Origin of the sequence: Nostoc sp. JL33, from assembly GCF_017114985.1 — a bacterium.
Lineage (GTDB): Bacteria > Cyanobacteriota > Cyanobacteriia > Cyanobacteriales > Nostocaceae > Nostoc.
In genome coordinates, this window is record NZ_JABXKP010000076.1 from 1 (window position 1) to 20,115 (window position 20,115).

The window sequence follows — 20,115 nt, forward strand, 5'->3', positions numbered from 1 at the left end:
TAGCTCGTAATCATAGTAGCTCACCTGCTTAAGAATTATTTTATAAACACCCTCTTAGACAACAATGAATTTGCTAAACCAACACCCATAATTGAACCAATCAGCGTATGTGAACTGGATGCAGGTAAGCCCAAGTACCAGGTTCCCAAGTTCCACATGATCGCTGAAATCAAAAGTGCAAATACCATTGCAAAGCCTGCACTTGAGCCAACATTAATTACCAACTCAACCGGAAGCAGGGCAATAATGCCAAAAGCAACGGCTCCAGTTGATGTCAGCACACCAATTAGGTTCCAACATCCTGACCAAACGACGGCGATGTTTGGCTTTAGGCTATGAGTGTAAATGACTGTAGCAACTGCATTTGCAGTATCATGAAAACCATTGACAAATTCAAAGCCGAGTGCAAGACTCAGCGCCAAAGCTAGAAATAAATATTCCATTTAGCACTCCCAATAAAAGACAAGAATGCAGTCTGACAAAAACAAGTTGGTGACAAAAAAACTATTAAAACTAGGAAATAAACCTGGATTTACTGCAATTCAGAGAACTACTTAAAAATTTATAGTTATAAATACAACTTTTTCCTAAATAGATTCTCTGATTGCGCCTACTATCTCGAAATAAGAATGGGTTCTAATTACATTTGAAGATTAGATTAGATAAGTTAAGAAATGACTAAGTAATGGTAAATAATAAATTAAGTAACTTCAAATCATAGTTGTGGGGAGCAGGGAAGTGGGTAGAAATAAATTCAAAATTCAAAATTGAAGAACTCCTGCCCAATGCCCAATGCCCGATTGTTATCTAACGTTTCTCAGTAAGAAATCTGGCTGACCACAACTTTTTTGCGATCGCTTCAAAATCTCGGCGCTACAAATACCAGCTTCACCGTTTTTGGAATAACAAAAGAAGACTTCTTGCAAAAATCGTCCTGAACCAGAACAAAAAGGTGCTACACCATCAGCAGTAAAATTATTATTAGCACTGACAAATGAATTTTTAAAATTTGTAATTGTGGTACGCAAGGGTTTATTAGGACGATTATAAGCTGCGGGAATAGCGATCGCATCTTTTAACTTTTTACTGAATGCCAAGTATTCCGCAGGAGTTTTCCCCGAACAAGTACCATGTTTTTCCCATTCATGATCGTAAAGTTTATTGCTAGGATACAAATTGGGAAACTGCCGCTTTACTTCCGACGGTAATTTTTGCGTGGAGCAATTAGCAGGATAACCAGTTTGGTACTCTGGCCACAAACCATGTAGTACAAAACCAAGTTTCTTTGCAGAACCGCACTGCTGCTGGTCACGGGTACCATTTGCTGCACAATAATCCGGCGACCAAGAGAGTGTCAGTACATAAAAATCAAATTCACCCGGAGTACCGCGATTTTGAGCAATGGCAGCATTCGGTAGAAAAAGACCAGTAATTAACAGAGAAGATGCGATGAAAAGTTTTTGGAACTGCATATTATAAACAGCTAGTTTACCTTAAAAATAAAGTTATCAGAAAAATGGGACTAAAACCCCGCCGTAGAACGGCGGGGAGTGTCAAACAGAATACATTGTTAAGAGTCAAGGCTGAGGAATTCTTCCTAATTCCCCAGTTTTCAATCCCGAACGAATTCAGAAACAGCAAATCTTGGTAGGGATTCTGGGATATCCTTAGATAAGTGAAAGATTTGCCAAAAATAGTAAGAATGAAGCTGGCAGCAAGAATAAGTAAGGTAACACCTTCATTAACCTTAGCGATCGCAGCCAAGGCTAAGGCACTGAAGGCAGAGGGAATAGATGTTTGTAGTTTTAGCGCTGGAGAACCAGATTTTGATACCCCAGCGCATATTAAAGCCGCAGCAGTAAAAGCTTTGGATGAAGGCAAAACCAAATATGGTGCAGCAGCCGGAGAACCAAAGTTAAGGGAAGCGATCGCCCATAAGCTTAAAATTGATAACGGTCTTGATTACAAGTCAGAAAATGTCATCGTCACCAATGGCGGTAAGCATTCTCTGTACAACTTAATAGTGGCGCTGATCGATCCAGGTGATCAGGTAATTATCCCTGCACCCTACTGGCTAAGTTATCCCGAAATGGTGACTTTAGTCGGTGGAGTTTCGGTGATTGTGCCCACAGATGCAACGACTGGTTATAAAATTACTCCCGAACAACTCCGTAAAGCAATCACGCCCAAGACAAAGCTATTTATCCTCAACTCCCCATCTAATCCTACAGGGATGGTTTACACGCCAGATGAAATCAAAGCACTGGCGCAGGTAGTAGTTGATGCAGATATCTTTGTTGTCTCTGATGAGATTTACGAAAAGATTCTCTACGACGGTGCAGAACATATCAGCATCGGTTCTCTAGGGAAGGAAATTTTTGACCGCAGTTTGATTAGTAATGGGTTTGCGAAGGCTTATTCGATGACTGGGTGGAGACTTGGTTATTTAGCAGGCCCAGTGGAAATTATTAAAGCCGCGAGTACCATCCAAGGGCATAGTACATCTAACGTGTGTACCTTTGCTCAATATGGTGCGATCGCGGCTTTGGAAAGTTCTCAAGATTGTGTCGAAGAAATGCGCCAAGCCTTCGCCAAACGACGACAGGTAATGTTACAAAGACTCAACGCCATTCCCGGATTGAGTACCGCAAAGCCAGATGGCGCTTTTTATCTGTTCCCTGATATCAGCAAAACCGGTCTTAAATCCCTAGAATTTTCTGACGCTTTGCTGGAAGAACACCAAGTTGCAGTCATTCCCGGAATTGCTTTTGGCGCTGATGACAACATTCGCCTTTCCTACGCCACAGATATGGCGACGATTGAAAAGGGAATGGATAGATTAGAGAAATTTGTCAAGTCGCGTATTTAAACCACATCTATTTTCAGAACCATAGTTTTAAAAGTAGTGGGAGCATCTTGCTAAGATGCGGGTAGTAGCAAGTAAGATGCCCGCACTACTCCCAATACGGTTCGGATAAGGTTTTTTGATGACACGCCGCTAATCGCAAAGACGCGATAAATCGCCGTCTTTACAATAATCAGTCCTTTGTAGAGACGGCGATTTATCGCGTCTCTTACCTTAACCGAACCATATTGGCACTACTCCAGGTTTCAAAATGGACGAGGTTTAGTTAGTAGTCATTTGTGAGGATAATTTACCAACTGTCCAACTTATTAACTCCTTTCACCTTTTCGGCTCAGAACGGGTGAAGTTCATTTTCAAACCTGAAGTTTCGAGTTCCGAAGTCAATACGCTTGGGTTAAGGATTTTTGGTATGTAGAGACGTTGCATTGCAACGTCTTTACAAAGGATTTGGGGCTTAACTTAACTGAACCGTATTGGTTCCGAAGTTGAAGTTCTCAGTTCCAAGCTCGAAGTTTCAGGTTATTAGCAATAATACTGCTCTCTTCTATTTTTTCCTTGTGAATCGATATATTTTTATATAAGGCCAATCAGCCTCATCTTCCAAGTTATATAAATAATTCATTTCTCTTTGAAAAACATCTTTCATTTTCCAATTAAATTCGCGATTAATTATTACAAAAACTGTATCTGCATTTTTAGTCATTCTACTAACTTTTTCTGCCAGATTTTTACCATTTACTGTTTTGAGAACATATTCTGGTGCATTGAAAGAACTAACTGCTAGGATCATGGACGACCATAAGGCATGTTGTTTTCCATAAACACGTAGGCTAGTAAAGAATATGGCAATTACTGAGCCGACTCCGAGCAAAGCTGAGAGCGATCGAATCGCAAATTCACTATCTCCAAAAGCCGAACGCCAATAGAACAAGACCAAATAATAAAGCGGTTGGTATTTGTCACCAGCTTCTCGATTTACAATATGGAAGAGATTTTCTTGAAAGGTTGTACCATCAGATAAAGCTAGGCTCCAGCCTTCATCAAACCAAAGACTTTGATTTTGCAACAAAAAGAAACGCAGAAAGATGCTAATTATGATAATAATAAAAACAACAAAGTAGTATTTTGATTTCATCTAAATTTCCAAAGCGCTGGGACACAAAATATGCAACTTTCTAAGGATCAAAATGCCAGCTAATAGTTGAGGAAGAGATTATAATTATTGTCTCTATGCTGGGGTATAACGAATTTTCTCTATGGAAAACTTTATCACAGGAACGAGTATTTTGTTGTGTAGATGATCAAGTCCTACAGTAAACTTTTAAAATCTCTAGCAGATGAGTAGGTAGATTAGCATGAGTGAAACTACAGAAACGATTTTCAGCAAAATCATTAGTCGGGAAATTCCGGCTGATATTGTTTATGAGGATAATTTAGCCCTGGCATTCAAAGACATCCACGCCCAAGCGCCCGTTCACATCCTCGTCATTCCCAAAAAACCCATTCCCTCACTAGCTGATGCTGAATCTCACGATCATGCTCTGTTGGGGCATCTTTTGTTAACCGCCAAACGTGTTGCCGAAGAAGCTGGACTGAAAAACGGTTATCGAGTTGTGATCAACACTGGTGATGACGGTGGTCAAACAGTCCATCACTTACATGTGCATATTTTGGGAGGACGGCAGTTGAGCTGGCCTCCTGGTTGATAAAAAAGCAGGATGAATTGTATCTCTAGACGCAATTCATCACTAAAAAAAATCACTGGTAAGCTGTTCCATATCTAGTTTACATATCTAAATTTAATTAAAATCTTGTGGGGTGGGCATCTTGCCCGCCCTAATGGGAGCAAGTAAAATGTGGAACAGCTTATTAGAACGTAACTACTTTAGGAAAAACTCCAGCACGACTGCAATTGCCTAATTGAGGGGGAATAGGTCTAAGGTTTAGGTTGTCGATGGTTTATACCTGTGTTTGTAACCTAGCAGACGGGGTGTGCAGAGTCTGCTTGACCTCTGATAAATTAAAGGACTAATCCAAAAACCAGTAAGAATGTCATTATAGTAAAAGTAAGAACATCCTGGAGACAAGACAACGGTTTACGCACGTCCCTTAGCACGGTTAATTGAGCAATTGCAACGCCTACCGGGAGTTGGCCCCAAATCTGCCCAGCGACTGGCTTTGCATATTTTGAAGCGCCCAGAAGCAGAAGTAGAAGCTTTGGCACAAGCTCTTATTGAGGCAAAAAAGCAGATAGGCTTGTGTTCTGTTTGCTTTCACTTATCTGCTGAACCAGTTTGTGAAATCTGCCGCAATTCCAACCGTGACAACAGCACTATCTGTGTCGTAGCAGATCCCCGCGATGTGATTGCGCTGGAAAAAACCCGTGAGTATAAAGGTAAATATCACGTTTTGGGTGGAGTGATTTCGCCAATTGATGGAATTGGGCCAGAACAATTGACTATACTGGCTTTGCAGCGCCGGGTGAGTCAGCAAAAACCTCAAGAAGTAATTCTGGCAATTAGTCCGAGTGTAGAAGGGGAGACAACAACACTGTATATCGGTCAGCTACTGAAACCATTTACCAAGGTGACGCGCATTGCTTTTGGTTTGCCTGTAGGTGGTGATTTGGAGTATGCCGACGAAGTGACCCTGGCAAGGGCATTGGAAGGACGCAGGGAGTTAGATTAGGCTTAAATAAACTTCCTTATTTAAAGCTAGCTTTACTAATTCTGTTAAAATCACGTTTGCCAGCACATAAATTTTGAGGCACTACGATGTGTGCAAAGAGATTTGGGCAATCTCATAACCCAAAAATCAACAAGCTAGTCTTAAAGGAGTGAGCTATTGTTAGCAACGCCGTCCAGAAGCCTTAATTAAAAGCATTTGCCTCTGGTGTCGCTTGAATAAGGAAAATGATAGAGTTAAGAGCGATCGCTACGCAAAAAATGTAAATAAGATATGGCTGACCAAAAAGATAAAGCTCAAGAAAAAAACCGTCTTGAACAGCTTCAAGAAGAACAAGGCAACACCGATTCTAAACACTCAGGGGGTGCTGGCGCTTCTGGCGGCAACTCAGGTGCAGGTAAATCTGGCGCATCAAAAATTTCTGCCACTGGTACACCTGATGATATCGAAAAAGTTGATCAAGAGCAAAGCTGACTCCGACAACGAGTCAAGCTTTAACTGCGTCGGCTCTCATTTGTAACTAAACTCAACAATGGTGGATTGAATACCTGATTATTTAGTCCACCATAGCGATCGCAAAAGGAGCATGATACTGATGTTATTTACAGTGCTGATGCTAGGTAGTTGTAGTCAGAAACCTGAAGAATCTACTACTACTACGCCTCAAACACCAACTGCTGTTGCTCCATCAGCTAGTCCTACCTCTGGAAATACAACTATCTAGCTCTAAGAAGCCAGAATCGGCGAGGAATAAAACAGCAGTTTTAGCAGCAACACAAAAAATTAATTCGGCTTACCTGTAATCGTGAATGCTGCCCAGTAGTAAGGATGATTATAAAGATTTTTATCTGATGCCATTTTACTATTTCTATATAGCTGTGTCGCTAAATAAGTTTGAATGCGTAATTCTTCAGGATGCAGATTATTCAATACATCTTCATACCATTTTGTCAATTCTCCAGCAGTTAGTTCTTTCAGCCATCGTGTTGCTTCAGCTAAGGCAGTAACTGCTGATTTATTGGGCTGTAATCGTCGGTAAAACTCGATCATTACCAACGCACTAGCCGAAGATTCAACACTCCACAGAGTACTCACTACATGAGGAACACCCTGACTCACAAAACCACTCACTAAACTCACATATTCGCTGCTGATAGTGTGGTTGCTAGTACTTAAATTTTCACAGGCAGAGAGAGTAATCAGGTTGTAACTTGCTAGATTTTGCTGGCAGATTTCATCTAGAGTAAGTTTGTCTCCACCTGCTAATGCTAATTCTGATTTTTTGGGTTCAGCCAAATTATTAGTGACATGACCCGTAAAATGAAAGATGTTGTAATTAGCAAATAAGGCGTTTTCGACAATATTTTTTGTAGCTTCTGTCCCCTGAATTCGTTTGATGTTATTGAACATCTGGCTCACAACTTCAGACTCAAGTTTGGCAAATTTTAGCGTGGGATAAGCTGCACTCTCAGGATGTTCAACACTGAGCAATAACTGATTTTGCCACTGCCAAATCTCTTCAGTTTTTATTGATAAACCTATTTGGGCACTAGGCAGATAGGTGACGCTGAAATTTGACTCCACATTCGGCAACTCTTCCGGCGATGGGTCAGAGAGATGGAAAAGGGTATGAATGGGCAATCTGTACAAGTCACGGTGAGGAATTAAAACCAGTTGGGTGATGCCTTCGAGTTCCTGTGCAATTGTGGAAATATTCAGGATTTCATACAGTTGCAGCAGCTTCTGTTCCATATCAACTCGCCAAGAATGCTGGCTTTTACTTTCTTTGTCTTGAGCCATGCTGCGATATTCTTGGTATTGTTGATGCCAATCTTCTAGCCAACTTTCAAATTCAATTAAGCGTTGCACTGCTTCGGGTAGAGGCAATTCATTTAGACGGATAGCTTCTTCTCCTAAAGGTATTGCCCCAGGATCTTGCATGGGTGTAAACAGGAGGATTGGTGATGGCGCTTGGTCTTTGAGAATGAAAGTATGTAGGGCAACCGGACTAATATGCCAGTAAATAATTGCTGTTGTGGGATTGAATAGTTGTTGAATTGCGCCATAATCAGGTGAGTAAATATGATCATTCCAGCCAGAAAGCAGCCAGTTTAAACAAGCATTTTTGCCTTGTTCAGCAATTTGCCAAGCTTCAACTAAATCACCGGACTCTACGGCTAAATCAACTGCCAATTGCTCAAAACCTGTAAATTTCAGAGCTAGCTGTTTTTTACTTTCGTCTGAGCGAGTTTCTTCACTTAATAATTGTTGCAATAAATCTCTGCCGCGTTGCTGTAATTCTTGAACTTGTGTTGTTTGTCCCAAACCCATCAGCACTTTGCTTAGAGATTGCAAAACCTCTAGGTGCAACTGGGGAAAATATTCTAGCGTGAGGGTTAACAGCGCCTGATGATATTCAGATGCGGCTTTACGCCAATAATCGCGGGTATTGGTATGCTTTTTGCCTTGCTCGTAGTAAGTATTACCGATCGCAACATGCAATCTACCCCAACCTTCTGGGTGGGTATCTGTCCGCAGATGTTTTAAGCCTTCTTCGTAGCTAGCTAATTTTCCTTCATAGCCGCCCTGTTGTAAGGCGGGATTTGTCGCTGTTATCCTACTCGACAAATTCAGCAATGCCTGAGAATCGACTAAATTACCGATCGCAGTTCCTCGACCAATCCAAGCTTCCCAATAATCTTGTTTAATTTGCAAAGCGTTGTCATAACAAGCGATCGCTTCGGCAAATTGTTCTAAAGAAACCAGTGCTACTGCCTGATTATACCAAGCGAAGTGGAAGTCGGGTTTAATGGCGATCGTTTGTTGATAGGAGGCGATCGCTTCAATGTGGCGTCCTAAGTTGTCTAATGCTATACCTCTGTTATACCAAGCTAAGTAGAAATCACCTTGAACTGAAAGGGCTTTATCCCAGGAGGCGATCGCTTCTGACCACTTTCCTAAATTAAACAGCACTACACCCCGGTCTATCCAGACTTCATGATACTCTGGGTGAATTTCTAGCGCTTTGTCGTAAGATATAATCGCTTCGGCAAATTGTTCGTCTACAGCCAGTGCTATGCCTCGGTAATACCAGTTTTCCTGGTCTTCTGGTTCCAGATGCAGCGCTTGGTCATAACTAGAAATAGCTTCTGGTAGCCAACCTAACTTTAGCAGCGCCAAACCCCGGCTAGACCAAGCTTCTTGGTAGTCTGGCTTGATTTCTATGGCTTTGTCAAAAGAAGCGATCGCTTCTTCAAAGTATCCTAATTCTCCCAGAGTTCGGCCTCTGTTGTACCAAGCTTTGTAGAAGTCGGGTTTCAGTTCTGTGGCTGTTTGGTAAGATGCGATCGCTTCATCAAAACGTTCTAAATGAAACAACGTTAAGCCTCGATTAAACCAATATTCTGGGAATTCGGGTTGAAGTTCAATGGCTTGGTCATAAGATGCGATCGCGCCTAACAAATCACCCGTTTTAGCTTGGCTTAGACCTTGGTAAAACCACGCTTGAGCCTGGGTAAGGGGATTATCGCTATGTCGCTCAATAATACCAGGGGGATTACTGCTTTGAACTGCCAAGTTAGAAGCAAGTTGCTGGACTAAATTGGTACTTTGATCCAACCTCACCCACAACTCATCTAGGGTATAAGCCACATTTGGCTCTAAATTCGTCAAAGTGTTATCCCACGTTTCCTCTGAGTCAGAGGTTGTCAATTCAGTTTTTTGTCTAGTGGAAAGCAGATTTGTTGGTGTTTTAGTTGGAGTAACTTCTTCTTCTTCGCCGAACCTCAGTTGAGCTAATGAGGTGATTGAATCTTCTGCGGCGGGGAGAGGGAAATTTTCTGTTATTGTGGTTTGGGCGTCTTCTGGTTCATATTCCAATACCGATTCCTCTAAATTCTCGGTCAATCCTTCCTCAGAAGAGACATTTTGGGGTGCTGACGTTATTGGTTCAACATCTTGCACATCATATTCCCATAGCTTTTCACCTAAGCTACGGATTAGCTCTTGCCCAGGGGAAGTTGGGAAAATTTCTTCATCGGTTGTAATTTCTACGACATCTGGCTGATTATACTCCCATAACTGTTCGCCTAAATTGCGGATCAGTTCTTGCCCAGGAGTAGTTTCTATTTCTACCACATCTGGCTGATCATACTCCCATAACTGTTCGCCTAAGTCGCGGATCAGCGCTTGCCCAGGAGTGATTTCTACCCCATCTTGCGCCTGATTGCCCTCATACTCTATTGGTGTGGGGGAGTTTTGTATGGGTGAGTTTTGCATCAGCCGGATGCCAATGTTATAGGCAACGTCTCCAATTCTGCCAACACCAAGTTCTCCCAATTGCACCATCTGGGTTGCTAACAGAGGATTCGGTGTGGGTGAAGCAAGCAAGCTTTCGCCAAACATCACCAACCAATCTATCCAGCGTTCAGCCGGAATGCGATTTTCGATCCGTTGCAGATACCTCAATGCCCACTGTCGTCCTCGTGCTTGATGCACGCCTTCTAACAATTGCATAAACAATTGTTCCAGATCCGCATTGGTTAGTTCTGGTACTACCCCCACCAGATTACGTCCTCTCCCACCCTTGAGAGAACGACGAGTCTGCTTACTTTGAATGAGGCGCTTTAAAAACCTTTTAAGCGACTGCGATATCCGCCTGAGCATCTGCCACACTCTTGGATTTTGTTTTTCTAGATTGTAGCCATCGTTGTCTTCAAAAAATCGTCTATTACGTAAAAACCCATTAGATCCTGACAGCGCTTCCGTAGCAGACTAGCAAAAAATATACTAAACTTCAAGACAATAGCATTACAACGTTACAATTCCCAGATTCAACTCTTGAATTTTGAGTTTGCCAAGCCCTTAATTTTCTGTTTGCTCTGTAGTCGATTGACCAGCAGGATATAATTGATTAATCAATGCCTGGACAAGCAGTTGTGGATCGTCTGTCTCAACGGCAAGCTGTTGAGCAATCTGCTGGCGTAAGTTTTGATCCTGCTGCAACATTACAAACAACTCTTCTAGGGTGACAGTTTGGGATTCTCCCTCTGGGAGGTTCTCTGGCGCATCTGCTGACTCTGATATTGGGGTGGTTGCCTCAGAGGCGAAAGTTGTGCTAACAGCATCTGGCCCTTCATATTCCCAAATTGGTTCGCCTTGATTGCGTGTCAACAACTGCATCCCAATACTATAGGCAACATCTCCGATTTCTCCAATGCCCAACTCACCCAGTTGCACTAACCGCGCAGCTATTTCATTATTGGGTGTAGCTGATGCCAGCAATCTGTCGCCAAAGCGCCCTAACCACTCAACCCAGCGTTCAGTTGGGATGCGGTGTTCAATATTATGTAGCCACTTCCGTGCCCATGCTTCCCCTCGTGCTTGATGTACTCCTTGCAACAGTTCGTTGAAGAGATATTCCAGATCCGTATCGCTTAAGGGTGGTGCTGGTTCTTTTTGCACATCCCCCCGATATTTTGAGGCAGTCTGTTTTCCACCAAACAAGCTCTGAAAAAGCTTTTTGAGCCATTGAAATAGCCGCTTGAGCATCTGCTACACCATCGAGTATTGCTTATCCTAAAATTGTAGCGATCGCACTGGACTATGGCGTTAGTTCCGTCAATAAATGTATTTTTCCTGTTGGGCATTGGCCAAACAGGGCATTGGGCATGGGGCAGAGGGGGAAGACTTACTGCAACTTTCCCTGTGCTCCCCTGCTCCTTTGTCCTCTTCTGTGAGGTTTAATAGTTCATGGTGGAAGTGTTGAGATTTATTAAGAAGACATTATGAAATATTAGCGACTGTTAGCTAGTTTTGTCTTAGCTATGTGGACGGTGGCGAGGCTTTTATTGATCGCAAAGGAATGGCTGCTGATAGCCGCGATTTCCAATTGTCAGGTATTTCTTCCAAAAGTGGATGCTCCCAACCAATGGTGCTTAACCACATTGCTGAATATTGGCTCGACGGAGTATAGGCGATGTTTAATAATTTAGACTAGGCAATAGTCATGTTGACTCGCACGATCATATCGTTGAAATCTTTGTCACCACCACTTGGTAAATCCTCAAAGCCAAAAACGTTATTCCCTAACAAGCGAATGTGATCTACTTTATCAGCGTTAGCTCCCAAGAATGGGAAGTAAACTGCTGGATTGTTATTTGGATTGCTATCAATTAAAGCATCAGGTATACCATTAGCAATAATAAATGGTGCAAAGATAGAACCTGGCTGGAAAGCTCCTGTATAAGTTGCACTACCTTGGTTATTAACTGTCAAGTCAATGCCTGCAATACGCCCACGAACTGCGGCTTCAGTATAACCAGCCTGTCCGGTGAGAATATCTGCTTTACCATCTGCGTTGGTGTCAATGCCACCATTCTCATCAGCTACTTGATAGAAGCCGATAAAATTATTGAAAGCTGCTTCTCTGTTGACCACAAAATCAGCTTTTACCTGACTTGTGATACCGCGCAAATCAATCACTTCTCCTTGGGAGTTTCCTTGGAGATTTGTACCCAGAGGTAATGAATCATTTGTGGACTGAATTTTTACCACCAGATTATTGAAGTCAGCAGCGTTATTACCAGAGCCATCTTTCCAAGCAAGGGAAAAGTCATCATTCCCCAAATCTGTAATCTTTTGGCTTAAAGGATTAGAAAATAGTATGTCTGTGAGTGGAGTTACTCCAGCCCGTACAGCATCACTTGTGCTATTTTTCAGCAAATAAAATCTCAAGTTCTCATCGGAGTTAAATTCCAACAGATGTGTCAAATTGTCGGTATTAAACCCATTGGGAAGATTGGCAATAGCAGAGAAAATTACCTTAGCTCGGTCTAAAGCTGCTTGGGCATAACCTGCTGCGCCTGGAGCAATACCATTAATGTTACCTTGAGCATCGTCAACGGTAAACACTCCTAGTTCATTTACAAGATTAGAGCTTTGTCCGGTGAGAGTAACTTGAAGTTTTGATTTGCTACTGCTATTAGAGATTTTAAAGATATCATCCGCAATTTTTGAAAGCTTGAAGGTAGGTGTGTCTAGGCTAAAGGCACCAGTTGCGGGGGTAATGCCACCCTTGCCATCGATGACGTTGTAGTTAAGGCTAACTGTACCGTTGTAGTTAGCAGCGGGGTTAAAGGTGTAAGTTCCGTCGCCATTGTCAGTCAGAGTGCCATTGTTAGCAGTTAATCCAGAAACGGAAAGCGTATCATTGTCAACATCGGTGAACCCTTGTAAGAGTTGAACAGCAGTGATGGTATAAGCGGTATCTTCTGTGCCATTGCTGAGGGTGGCTGCTGTTGCTGTGAGGGTAGGTGCGTCGTTGACAGGCGTGATATTGATGGTTGCGGTGGCGCTTGCCGTCTGGCTGGCGTTATTTTCAACGGAAACAGTCAGGGTCTTCGACGTGTCGGGGTTATCCGAAGTGTTGTTGTACTGAACCCTGCGGGCGATGGTGGATAGATGAGTGTCGTTTAGAACTGGAGGCGGCACCGCCTGGGTAACGGTCACGTCGTCGATGTAAACCTGTGCGCCTGCAGCCGTACCGCCGCTAAAGTCGTAAGTACCGTCAACGAAGACGAACTTATACTCACCAGCCTTGGAGACGGTAATTGCCTTTGTCGCCCAAGTAGTGGAGGCAGAGCCACTGCTACCCGTCTCGTTCAGAATAGTCTCGATGTAGCCGGTGTTGACATCAACGATGTAGCCATAAACGTCATAGGCATCATCGCCACCCTCAGCCTGCCATTCAAAAGATACCTTGTCGCCAACTGATAGGTCTGCCGTACTATTGCTGTAGATGTAGGGCCCGCGAACGATATCATAGCCTTGGGCGGTCGTGATTCCTGAACTCGTCAACCGGACGGAATTGCCAGACCCATCGTTCTGAGTGGAATCGAGGACTGTTGTCATTGTGCCAGGGGACGCGGCCGTATTTTTGTCGGCGTTGGGCGCGTTTGCCGGAATAGTCGTGTCGATGGGCGTCGGCAAGCCAGCGATGGTATCGATACCGAATTTTACCTGCTGGTTCACGCTAGTCCAGCCCGTTATGGTGGTACTCCCAGGCGAGCCGAGATTAAAATTGCCGTTTTTGAAATCGTTGGAATCGTTGGAGAAGTTTATCCGCAGCTTTTGACCGTTTTGACCGTTGAACGTCGGGTCTACGCTACCGACTACTACTGCTTTAGTCCCATTGCCGATATAAACCGTATCACCAAAAATGGAAATTTCACTGTTGACGGTGGAAGGGGTTCCATCGGTGATTAGCGTCAGATTGTCGAATGAGGTCGGGGTGTCCAGGCTGAACTCGATATAGCCGCCCTTGTAGTCCGTACCCCCTGAGAAGCTGATGTCGTTGTCCAAGACAATGGCAGGAGCCTGCTCGGTATAGGATGAATTGCTGAGGTTGTTAATGCTCAGTGCCAGTCGTCCCATCCAGGTCGCCAGCACCGCTTCATTGAATGGGGCAGGTGCGTTTGTTCCTGTCGAGCTAACGTCGAGCGACCAGTAACCATCACCAATTACCTGGCGCGATGCAGCTACCTCTGCTCCAGTCAGTTGATGCAACTTCTCTATAAACTCTTCGCCTGCATCGCCAGCAGCCACGTTACAACCATAGAGGTGGAGAGAGGGGGAGGTGGAGAGAGTGAACCAGGTTTGAAGTTGTGACGTGTAGTTGTGCAGGGTATCAAGACACAGTTGGGTGTTGCGTAGGTATAAGCAACCGGGGCTACCATGAGAAACAATGTGAACCGTGTTAACTTCTGGACGGCGTTGCAGAATTTGGGTAATTTGGGCTACACCATCTTGCTCACCAGAAAGGACGTGCGTTTCAATACTAGGTAAAGCCCCCCGCAATAAAGTCTCAATGTCATTAACAGTCGCATCAATAAAAAGGAGTTGAGTCGGTTTGTAATTCATGTTGTGGAAAATTTTTGGTTTACTGATTAAATTTTGCTGACTGTTTGGTATTTAAAAGCATACGTAAATAGCGTCCTGATTCTTTGTAAAACAAGGACAAAGACTAGACAATTGCTACTGTTATGCAAGAATGAAAATCTTTAACTAAAGAAACCTCAAAACGTTAGTTTATCTAGCCTCAACCTCCAAGTCACAAGTTATTGGGAGTAGTTTTAAAAAGCATTTTTTTGTAATTCTTGTAACGTTAACGATACTTTTTGTTTTTAACCACAGTATAAACACTTAAAAAATGGCGTTTCTGATCTGTTCTGAGTCTAGTTTGAGATATATAGGACTTACACACTGAAGCCTGAAACGTAAATCCTCGCTAGCTCCTTAAGGTGGTTGGGGGATCTGAGTGCGTAAGTCATGATTGGGCAATAGTTATTCTTCCCAACTCCCCACTCCTTTTAATAGAACAAATGTACTAAATGATATGCTATAATTCCGATACTTTGATGTTGAAATCATAGTAGAGGATAAGCTGTGGTTGCTAGCTTTACTGAGTGCCAAAATTTACGGCATTAGTTGAGTCTTGCGCTATGGCAACATTGGCAAACAAAGCAGGTACGAGAGTTTAAAATAGTTGAATCCTAAACTCGACTCGGTGCTACTAATTAACTTTGAAAGGCATTGAAGTCTCTATTTCCATGTCTTACGAACCCCTGCACCACAAATATCGCCCCAAGAGTTTTGCTGAACTGGTGGGACAAGAAGCGATCGCTACCACCCTCACGAACGCGATCGCCACATCCAAAATCGCCCCCGCCTATTTATTCACTGGGCCAAGAGGTACGGGGAAAACTTCTAGTGCCCGGATTCTGGCTAAATCCCTCAATTGTCTCAAAGGTGATAAGCCCACTGCTGAACCCTGCGGCGTGTGTGAGGTTTGTCAGGGGATCACCAAGGGCTACGCCTTAGATGTAATTGAAATCGACGCCGCGAGCAACACTGGTGTCGATAATATCCGCGAGTTGATTGAAAAAGCCCAGTTTGCTCCTGTGCAGTGTCGGTACAAGGTTTATGTGATCGACGAGTGTTTAACTGGAGATTCTCTGGTTTTGACTGATGAGGGACTTCAAAGAATTGATGATCCTAAAATTAAAGACAAGAAGGTTCTGAGTTACAACGACTCATTAAGTAAGTGGGAGTTCAAGAAAGTTGTTAGGTGGTTAGACCAAGGAGAACGGCAAACCCTGGTTATCAAGACAACTAACCGAGAAATTAAATGTACGGGTAATCATTTAATTAGGACAAACCAGGGATGGCTACCAGCAAAGAACGTAAAAGAAGGAATGAAGATACTATCCCCTGTGAATGTGGATGTGGCATCCTCATTTACAAATTTGGTATCGATGGACGCACCCGGAGATTTGCTAGCGGACACCAGTTTAAAGGCAATACATCCGGGCAAAAATCATTCGACCTGGAATCTATCCTTAAACAAGCCGAATTACTCCGACCTTTCTGTGCTTGCGGGTGTGGAGAAAAGCTTGATATCCCAACCTTTTTACAAAAAAAAGGCCGAGGAATCATCAGCATCCAGTCTCGTTGGGAAAAACATCCATATAAAAAAGGACGCGGAATTTGGGAACTTAGAACAGAAAAGTTTCTTGCAGATGCGGCAGTTATCCAGCCAAATGTACTTGGACTTATCTACGGAACCTTACTTGGAGATGGCTCTATCAGTTATCCCAATAAATACAGCAGATTCCCCAGATTATGTTGGACACACTCAGAAAATCAGCAAGAATGGTTGGAATACAAAGCCTATCGCCTTCAAGAATTGCGTCCAAAACTACGAATTACAGCTAACAAAGGATACGGAAACATATCAGTTACCTGTAAGACAGGTTGCCATCCCCAACTCAAAGATGTCTTTAACATCGTTAAACCGAATCGGGATAAAAAACTCGTCTCTATGGACTGGCTTAATCGAATTACCCCAGAAGGACTTGCTTGGTGGTTTTGCGATGATGGTTCACTTGCCCTCAGTCCAGAAGGAAGTCCACAAATTCAACTACATACCGAAGGATTCTCTGCCGCAGAAAACCAACTCATTGCTACTTGGCTTACAGCAATGGGATACTCAGCAACAACAAAATTTTACACCAGAAGTAGTACTGGCAAGACATACCACTATATACGGTTGGGGGCAAGCACCAGTAGAAAATGGCTGGCAGACCTTAAACAATATTCCATCCCCTCGATGGATTACAAGTTTGGAGACAGTCGAATCTGTTCACCTCGCTGGGATTGAGCGAGTCTATGACATTGAAGTTGCAGATAATCATAATTTTGTGGCAAATGGGCTTTTGGTACACAATTGCCACATGCTCAGTACTCAAGCGTTCAACGCGCTACTGAAAACATTAGAAGAACCACCGAGACACGTTGTTTTTGTATTGGCGACAACAGACCCGCAACGGGTGTTACCAACGATTATTTCGCGCTGTCAAAGGTTTGATTTTAGACGCATTCAGTTAGAAGCGATGGTGAAGCATTTAAGTGCGATCGCCTCTATAGAAAACATTCATATTTCACCCGACGCTGTAACCCTGGTAGCCCAACTTGCTCAGGGAGGGTTGCGAGATGCCGAAAGTCTACTTGACCAATTGGGTTTGTTAGCGGGTGAAGTAACACCAGAGCGAGTTTGGGATTTGGTGGGGACGGTAAGCGAACAGGACTTGCTGGGGCTTTTAAATGCGATCGCTCAAGATAAACCGGAAGCAGTTCTGGACTGTACCCACTACATTTTAGATCGTGGTCGAGAACCCCTAACTATTTTGCAAAATCTCGCCGCTTTTTACCGCGATTTACTCATTGCCAAAACTGCACCCAATCGCCACGATTTGGTTGCTTCTACTCAGCAAACCTGGACAGCGCTGGTTGAGTTTGCCCAATACTTGGATATGAGCGCGATTTTAGCAGGACAGCAACACCTGCGAACATCAGAAGTACAAATTAAAAATAGCACCCAGCCACGTTTGTGGTTGGAGGTAACATTACTAGGATTGTTACCGAGTGCAACGAATATTCAGCCACAAGCCGCAAGTGTCGCGCCGCGAGTTAATACACCTGCTGTATCTCCAAGCTATCCTCCAGCAGTTGCCCAAAATCAAGCAGTCTCTTCTGTACCTTTACCTGATTCGCAAACAAATCAGAATTCTGCAAACCATCATCTAGCATCTGCCCAAAATCAGCCCGTCATTTCATCTCCCCCAGTTGAACGGCAAACGAATCACAATTCTGCTGCTAACTCAGTTTCACCACCAATCCCAGAACCGGAATCTGTACCTATATCACCTGTGAACGTTGAACCAGTAACTTCAGAAGTTGTTGGGGAAGCAGAATATGACTTAACTCAGGTTTGGCAACAAGTGCGTGCTAATTTTCCGATGCCTTCCAGGCAAGCTTTACTGGGGCAAATGTGCCAGCTAATAGAGTTTAACGGTACTGTAGCGCGTATTGCTGTTAAAGGGGCTAAATGGTATGAAACACTTAAATCTGATCTCCCGATGATGAAAGCAGCTTTCCAGCAGACTTTTCAACGTGAAGTTCAGGTAAATCTGGAACAAGTCAGTTCTGCAACTCCCACCTCAGCCAAAAAAAATCCACCCCCAAAAGACTCTACTCGCGTTCAGCAACCACCTACTCCCAGTTACAACCAGCAAATTTCGTCTCCAGCGCCAGTACCACAGCCAACCACTCCACCACCAGCACCGACAGCAGCAAAAAATGGAAATGGTGTAAATGGAAATGGGGCAAATGGAAATGGGGCAAATGGAAATGGGGTAAACGGAAATGGGATGCAAACTTTGCCTCCAGCGCCAAAGCGAACACCCGCACCTGATTGGGAACCTGACGAAGTAGCGATCGCAGCTCAACATCTAGCAAAATTTTTCAACGGACAAATTATCCGCTTTGCAGATGATTCCACAGAATTTTCCGACTCTATAACTACGCCTGAGTGGGTAGAAGAATCAGAAGTTGATGATGAATAAAAAATGCAAAATTATTTTTGGTAATTTTGCATTTTTAATTTTTAATTTTTAATTCCCGAAAGGGACTATTCCCCATTCCCAGTATGCAAAGTTTTCACCCATTTCAGCCGCTTTGGTCTTACCGACATCCGGGCAGTAGTACTGCTCATGACGACTAACCAGTGCAACATATATAAACTGCCACGCAGGGTTTGCACTAGCAACAGAAAATATGTAGAAAGGGGGAATTTTTGATCTTGACGTACCCGCCTCAGACCTGTAAACATCCCTACCATCGACATAGAAATGGACAAGCCTGTGATCGGACTTAACATTGGTGGACGATGACGAGCGATCGCCATCAATAAATCTGGGACTGTTGCTGTAGGTAAAATATACATAATCAGCATAAAAATCAGCAAATCCCAGCTTTTGCGTATTCCCATGCGGTTTTTGAGAATTAAATCCCAATAATCCAAATAGCGTTGATAACCGCCTTCAGCCCAACGGTTGCGCTGATGCCAGAGTGCGATCGCACTTCTGACTCCTTCTTCTTGCACCGCCGGATGGAAAACACACTCAATATCCCATTTGTCCAAATGTAAGCGGATTGTCAAATCCAAATCATCGGTAATGGTTTCTTCATTCCAGCCACCGCAGCTTTCCAAGGCTGAACGCCTGACAAATTGACCATTGCCCCGCAGTTCGCCAATGCCACCAAGAGCAGTTCGCTGTTGCTGAAACCAGGTATCAAGTGCCATTTCGGCCATTTGACCCTTAGTCCAAAAGTTTTCTTTAGCGTTGGCGATCGCTTTTCGCAATTGCACCGCCCCCACCTTTTCTCTTTGAAATAAAGGTATTACCTGTTGCAGCAAGTCTGGTGTCACTTGGGCATCAGCATCAAATACTGCGATAATCTCGCCCTTTGCCAGTGGCAATACCTGATTCAACGCCCCCGATTTGCCGCCACTAGCTTCTGCTGAACGCCTTAGTACTTTCAATTGCTTGTGTTTTTGCTCTAGTTCTGCTAATAAATGTGGGGTGCTATCACTGCTATGATCGTCAATTATCCATATTTCGTACTGCCCACCTGGATATTCCAGATTACAAAGATTTTTGACTAATTTAGCAATGACCGCTTCCTCATTTTTCGCAGCCACTAGCAAAGATACAAAGGGTAAATCTCCCTGTATTTCTTTTGGATAGCGACGGGATTTAGTAAACACTACCACCAAGGCATGAAATCCTAGAATGGTGGTCAGTCCTAGAATAAATATAGAAGCCCAAGAAACTAAATGTAGTGCGATCGTGCCACTCCAGACGATAGTCAAGACTAGAGCCGCCTTACGTCTACGACCTTGAAACCGCGATGGTAGAGACACAGGATCTGTCTCTAACACCGACTCCTCATCTACTGATAGGTCAGACAACAAGGAGTTGAGCGGATCAAGTTCTTGATAAGAATCTTCTTCGGGCCAGGAATTCGCTGGCATAGGTTAGGTTGCTTGATTCAAAAACCAGTATTTGTCTACAGTTAGTAATTTTACGGACAAATATCCCTAAGCTACTTTTCCCGATATTAATCGGAATGGGCAAACTGCAATACCCGCTATCTCTAAGCCA

14 protein-coding genes are annotated in these 20,115 nt (G+C 43.5%); 7 read left to right on the forward strand and 7 right to left on the reverse strand.

Annotated elements, in window-relative coordinates; translation table 11 throughout:
• Positions 1-35: 35 nt before the first annotated feature.
• Positions 36-443: an inorganic phosphate transporter gene (locus tag HWQ23_RS21940; protein WP_292832747.1), complete on the reverse strand. Its 408-nt coding sequence runs from the start codon at positions 441-443 to the stop codon at positions 36-38.
• Positions 444-803: 360 nt separating this feature from the next.
• A complete protein-coding gene (locus tag HWQ23_RS21945) occupies positions 804-1,472 on the reverse strand; it encodes a ribonuclease T2 family protein (RefSeq protein ID WP_292832749.1) in 669 nt (222 codons plus the stop codon).
• Positions 1,473-1,702: 230 nt separating this feature from the next.
• On the opposite strand from HWQ23_RS21945, the gene HWQ23_RS21950 reads away from it, so the two are divergent.
• Positions 1,703-2,869, forward strand: coding sequence for a pyridoxal phosphate-dependent aminotransferase (locus HWQ23_RS21950; protein ID WP_292832752.1), 1,167 nt, complete (start codon positions 1,703-1,705; stop codon positions 2,867-2,869).
• 541 nt (positions 2,870-3,410) lie between these two features.
• On the opposite strand, the gene HWQ23_RS21955 is transcribed toward HWQ23_RS21950, so the two are convergent.
• A complete protein-coding gene (locus HWQ23_RS21955) occupies positions 3,411-4,001 on the reverse strand; it encodes a glycosyltransferase family protein (RefSeq protein ID WP_292832755.1) in 591 nt (196 codons plus the stop codon).
• A gap of 220 nt (positions 4,002-4,221) precedes the next feature.
• On the opposite strand from HWQ23_RS21955, the gene HWQ23_RS21960 reads away from it, so the two are divergent.
• The 4 genes from HWQ23_RS21960 (at position 4,222) to HWQ23_RS21975 (ending at position 6,275) form a co-directional block, all read left to right on the forward strand.
• Positions 4,222-4,572, forward strand: coding sequence for a histidine triad nucleotide-binding protein (locus tag HWQ23_RS21960; RefSeq protein WP_292832758.1), 351 nt, complete (start codon positions 4,222-4,224; stop codon positions 4,570-4,572).
• Positions 4,573-4,996: 424 nt separating this feature from the next.
• Positions 4,997-5,554: a recombination mediator RecR gene (gene recR, locus HWQ23_RS21965; RefSeq protein WP_292760440.1), complete on the forward strand. Its 558-nt coding sequence runs from the start codon at positions 4,997-4,999 to the stop codon at positions 5,552-5,554.
• Positions 5,555-5,824: 270 nt separating this feature from the next.
• Positions 5,825-6,025 carry a hypothetical protein gene (locus HWQ23_RS21970; protein WP_292789634.1) on the forward strand — a complete coding sequence of 67 codons (201 nt, stop codon included), beginning with the start codon at positions 5,825-5,827 and terminating at the stop codon, positions 6,023-6,025.
• A gap of 121 nt (positions 6,026-6,146) precedes the next feature.
• A complete protein-coding gene (locus HWQ23_RS21975) occupies positions 6,147-6,275 on the forward strand; it encodes a hypothetical protein (protein ID WP_292832761.1) in 129 nt (42 codons plus the stop codon).
• Between the two features lie 59 nt (positions 6,276-6,334).
• Here HWQ23_RS21975 and HWQ23_RS21980 read toward each other — a convergent pair whose 3' ends face one another.
• Together HWQ23_RS21980 and HWQ23_RS21985 are read right to left on the reverse strand one after the other, a co-directional pair.
• Positions 6,335-10,216, reverse strand: a complete 3,882-nt coding sequence (locus HWQ23_RS21980) for a CHAT domain-containing protein (protein WP_292832764.1) — start codon at positions 10,214-10,216, stop codon at positions 6,335-6,337.
• A 198-nt stretch (positions 10,217-10,414) separates the two neighbouring features.
• Positions 10,415-11,101, reverse strand: a complete 687-nt coding sequence (locus HWQ23_RS21985; RefSeq protein ID WP_292832767.1) for a hypothetical protein — start codon at positions 11,099-11,101, stop codon at positions 10,415-10,417.
• A gap of 277 nt (positions 11,102-11,378) precedes the next feature.
• Between HWQ23_RS21985 and HWQ23_RS21990 the strand changes: the two genes are divergently transcribed.
• Positions 11,379-11,525: a hypothetical protein gene (locus HWQ23_RS21990; RefSeq protein WP_292832770.1), complete on the forward strand. Its 147-nt coding sequence runs from the start codon at positions 11,379-11,381 to the stop codon at positions 11,523-11,525.
• Positions 11,526-11,545: 20 nt separating this feature from the next.
• Here the strand turns inward: HWQ23_RS21990 and HWQ23_RS21995 are convergent, their stop codons facing one another.
• On the reverse strand, positions 11,546-14,470 hold the full coding sequence (locus HWQ23_RS21995; protein WP_292832773.1) for a DUF4347 domain-containing protein: 2,925 nt from the start codon (positions 14,468-14,470) through the stop codon (positions 11,546-11,548).
• Between the two features lie 689 nt (positions 14,471-15,159).
• On the opposite strand from HWQ23_RS21995, the gene dnaX reads away from it, so the two are divergent.
• Positions 15,160-18,513: a DNA polymerase III subunit gamma/tau gene (gene dnaX / locus HWQ23_RS22000; RefSeq protein WP_292832777.1), complete on the forward strand. Its 3,354-nt coding sequence runs from the start codon at positions 15,160-15,162 to the stop codon at positions 18,511-18,513.
• A gap of 65 nt (positions 18,514-18,578) precedes the next feature.
• On the opposite strand, the gene HWQ23_RS22005 is transcribed toward dnaX, so the two are convergent.
• Complete coding sequence (locus HWQ23_RS22005) at positions 18,579-19,985, reverse strand: glycosyltransferase family 2 protein (protein WP_292832780.1); 1,407 nt, start codon at positions 19,983-19,985, stop codon at positions 18,579-18,581.
• Positions 19,986-20,115 lie beyond the last annotated feature (130 nt).

Bases quoted from the DNA above. Each gene is read 5' to 3' on its own strand.
- HWQ23_RS21940 (WP_292832747.1), bottom strand. From the start codon at position 443: ATGGAATATTTATTTCTAGCTTTGGCGCTGAGTCTTGCACTCGGCTTT.
- HWQ23_RS21945 (WP_292832749.1), bottom strand. From the start codon at position 1,472: ATGCAGTTCCAAAAACTTTTCATCGCATCTTCTCTGTTAATTACTGGT.
- HWQ23_RS21950 (WP_292832752.1), top strand. From the start codon at position 1,703: ATGAAGCTGGCAGCAAGAATAAGTAAGGTAACACCTTCATTAACCTTA.
- HWQ23_RS21955 (WP_292832755.1), bottom strand. From the start codon at position 4,001: ATGAAATCAAAATACTACTTTGTTGTTTTTATTATTATCATAATTAGC.
- HWQ23_RS21960 (WP_292832758.1), top strand. From the start codon at position 4,222: ATGAGTGAAACTACAGAAACGATTTTCAGCAAAATCATTAGTCGGGAA.
- HWQ23_RS21970 (WP_292789634.1), top strand. From the start codon at position 5,825: ATGGCTGACCAAAAAGATAAAGCTCAAGAAAAAAACCGTCTTGAACAG.
- HWQ23_RS21975 (WP_292832761.1), top strand. From the start codon at position 6,147: ATGTTATTTACAGTGCTGATGCTAGGTAGTTGTAGTCAGAAACCTGAA.
- HWQ23_RS21980 (WP_292832764.1), bottom strand. From the start codon at position 10,216: ATGCTCAGGCGGATATCGCAGTCGCTTAAAAGGTTTTTAAAGCGCCTC.
- HWQ23_RS21985 (WP_292832767.1), bottom strand. From the start codon at position 11,101: ATGCTCAAGCGGCTATTTCAATGGCTCAAAAAGCTTTTTCAGAGCTTG.
- HWQ23_RS21995 (WP_292832773.1), bottom strand. From the start codon at position 14,470: ATGAATTACAAACCGACTCAACTCCTTTTTATTGATGCGACTGTTAAT.
- dnaX (WP_292832777.1), top strand. From the start codon at position 15,160: ATGTCTTACGAACCCCTGCACCACAAATATCGCCCCAAGAGTTTTGCT.
- HWQ23_RS22005 (WP_292832780.1), bottom strand. From the start codon at position 19,985: ATGCCAGCGAATTCCTGGCCCGAAGAAGATTCTTATCAAGAACTTGAT.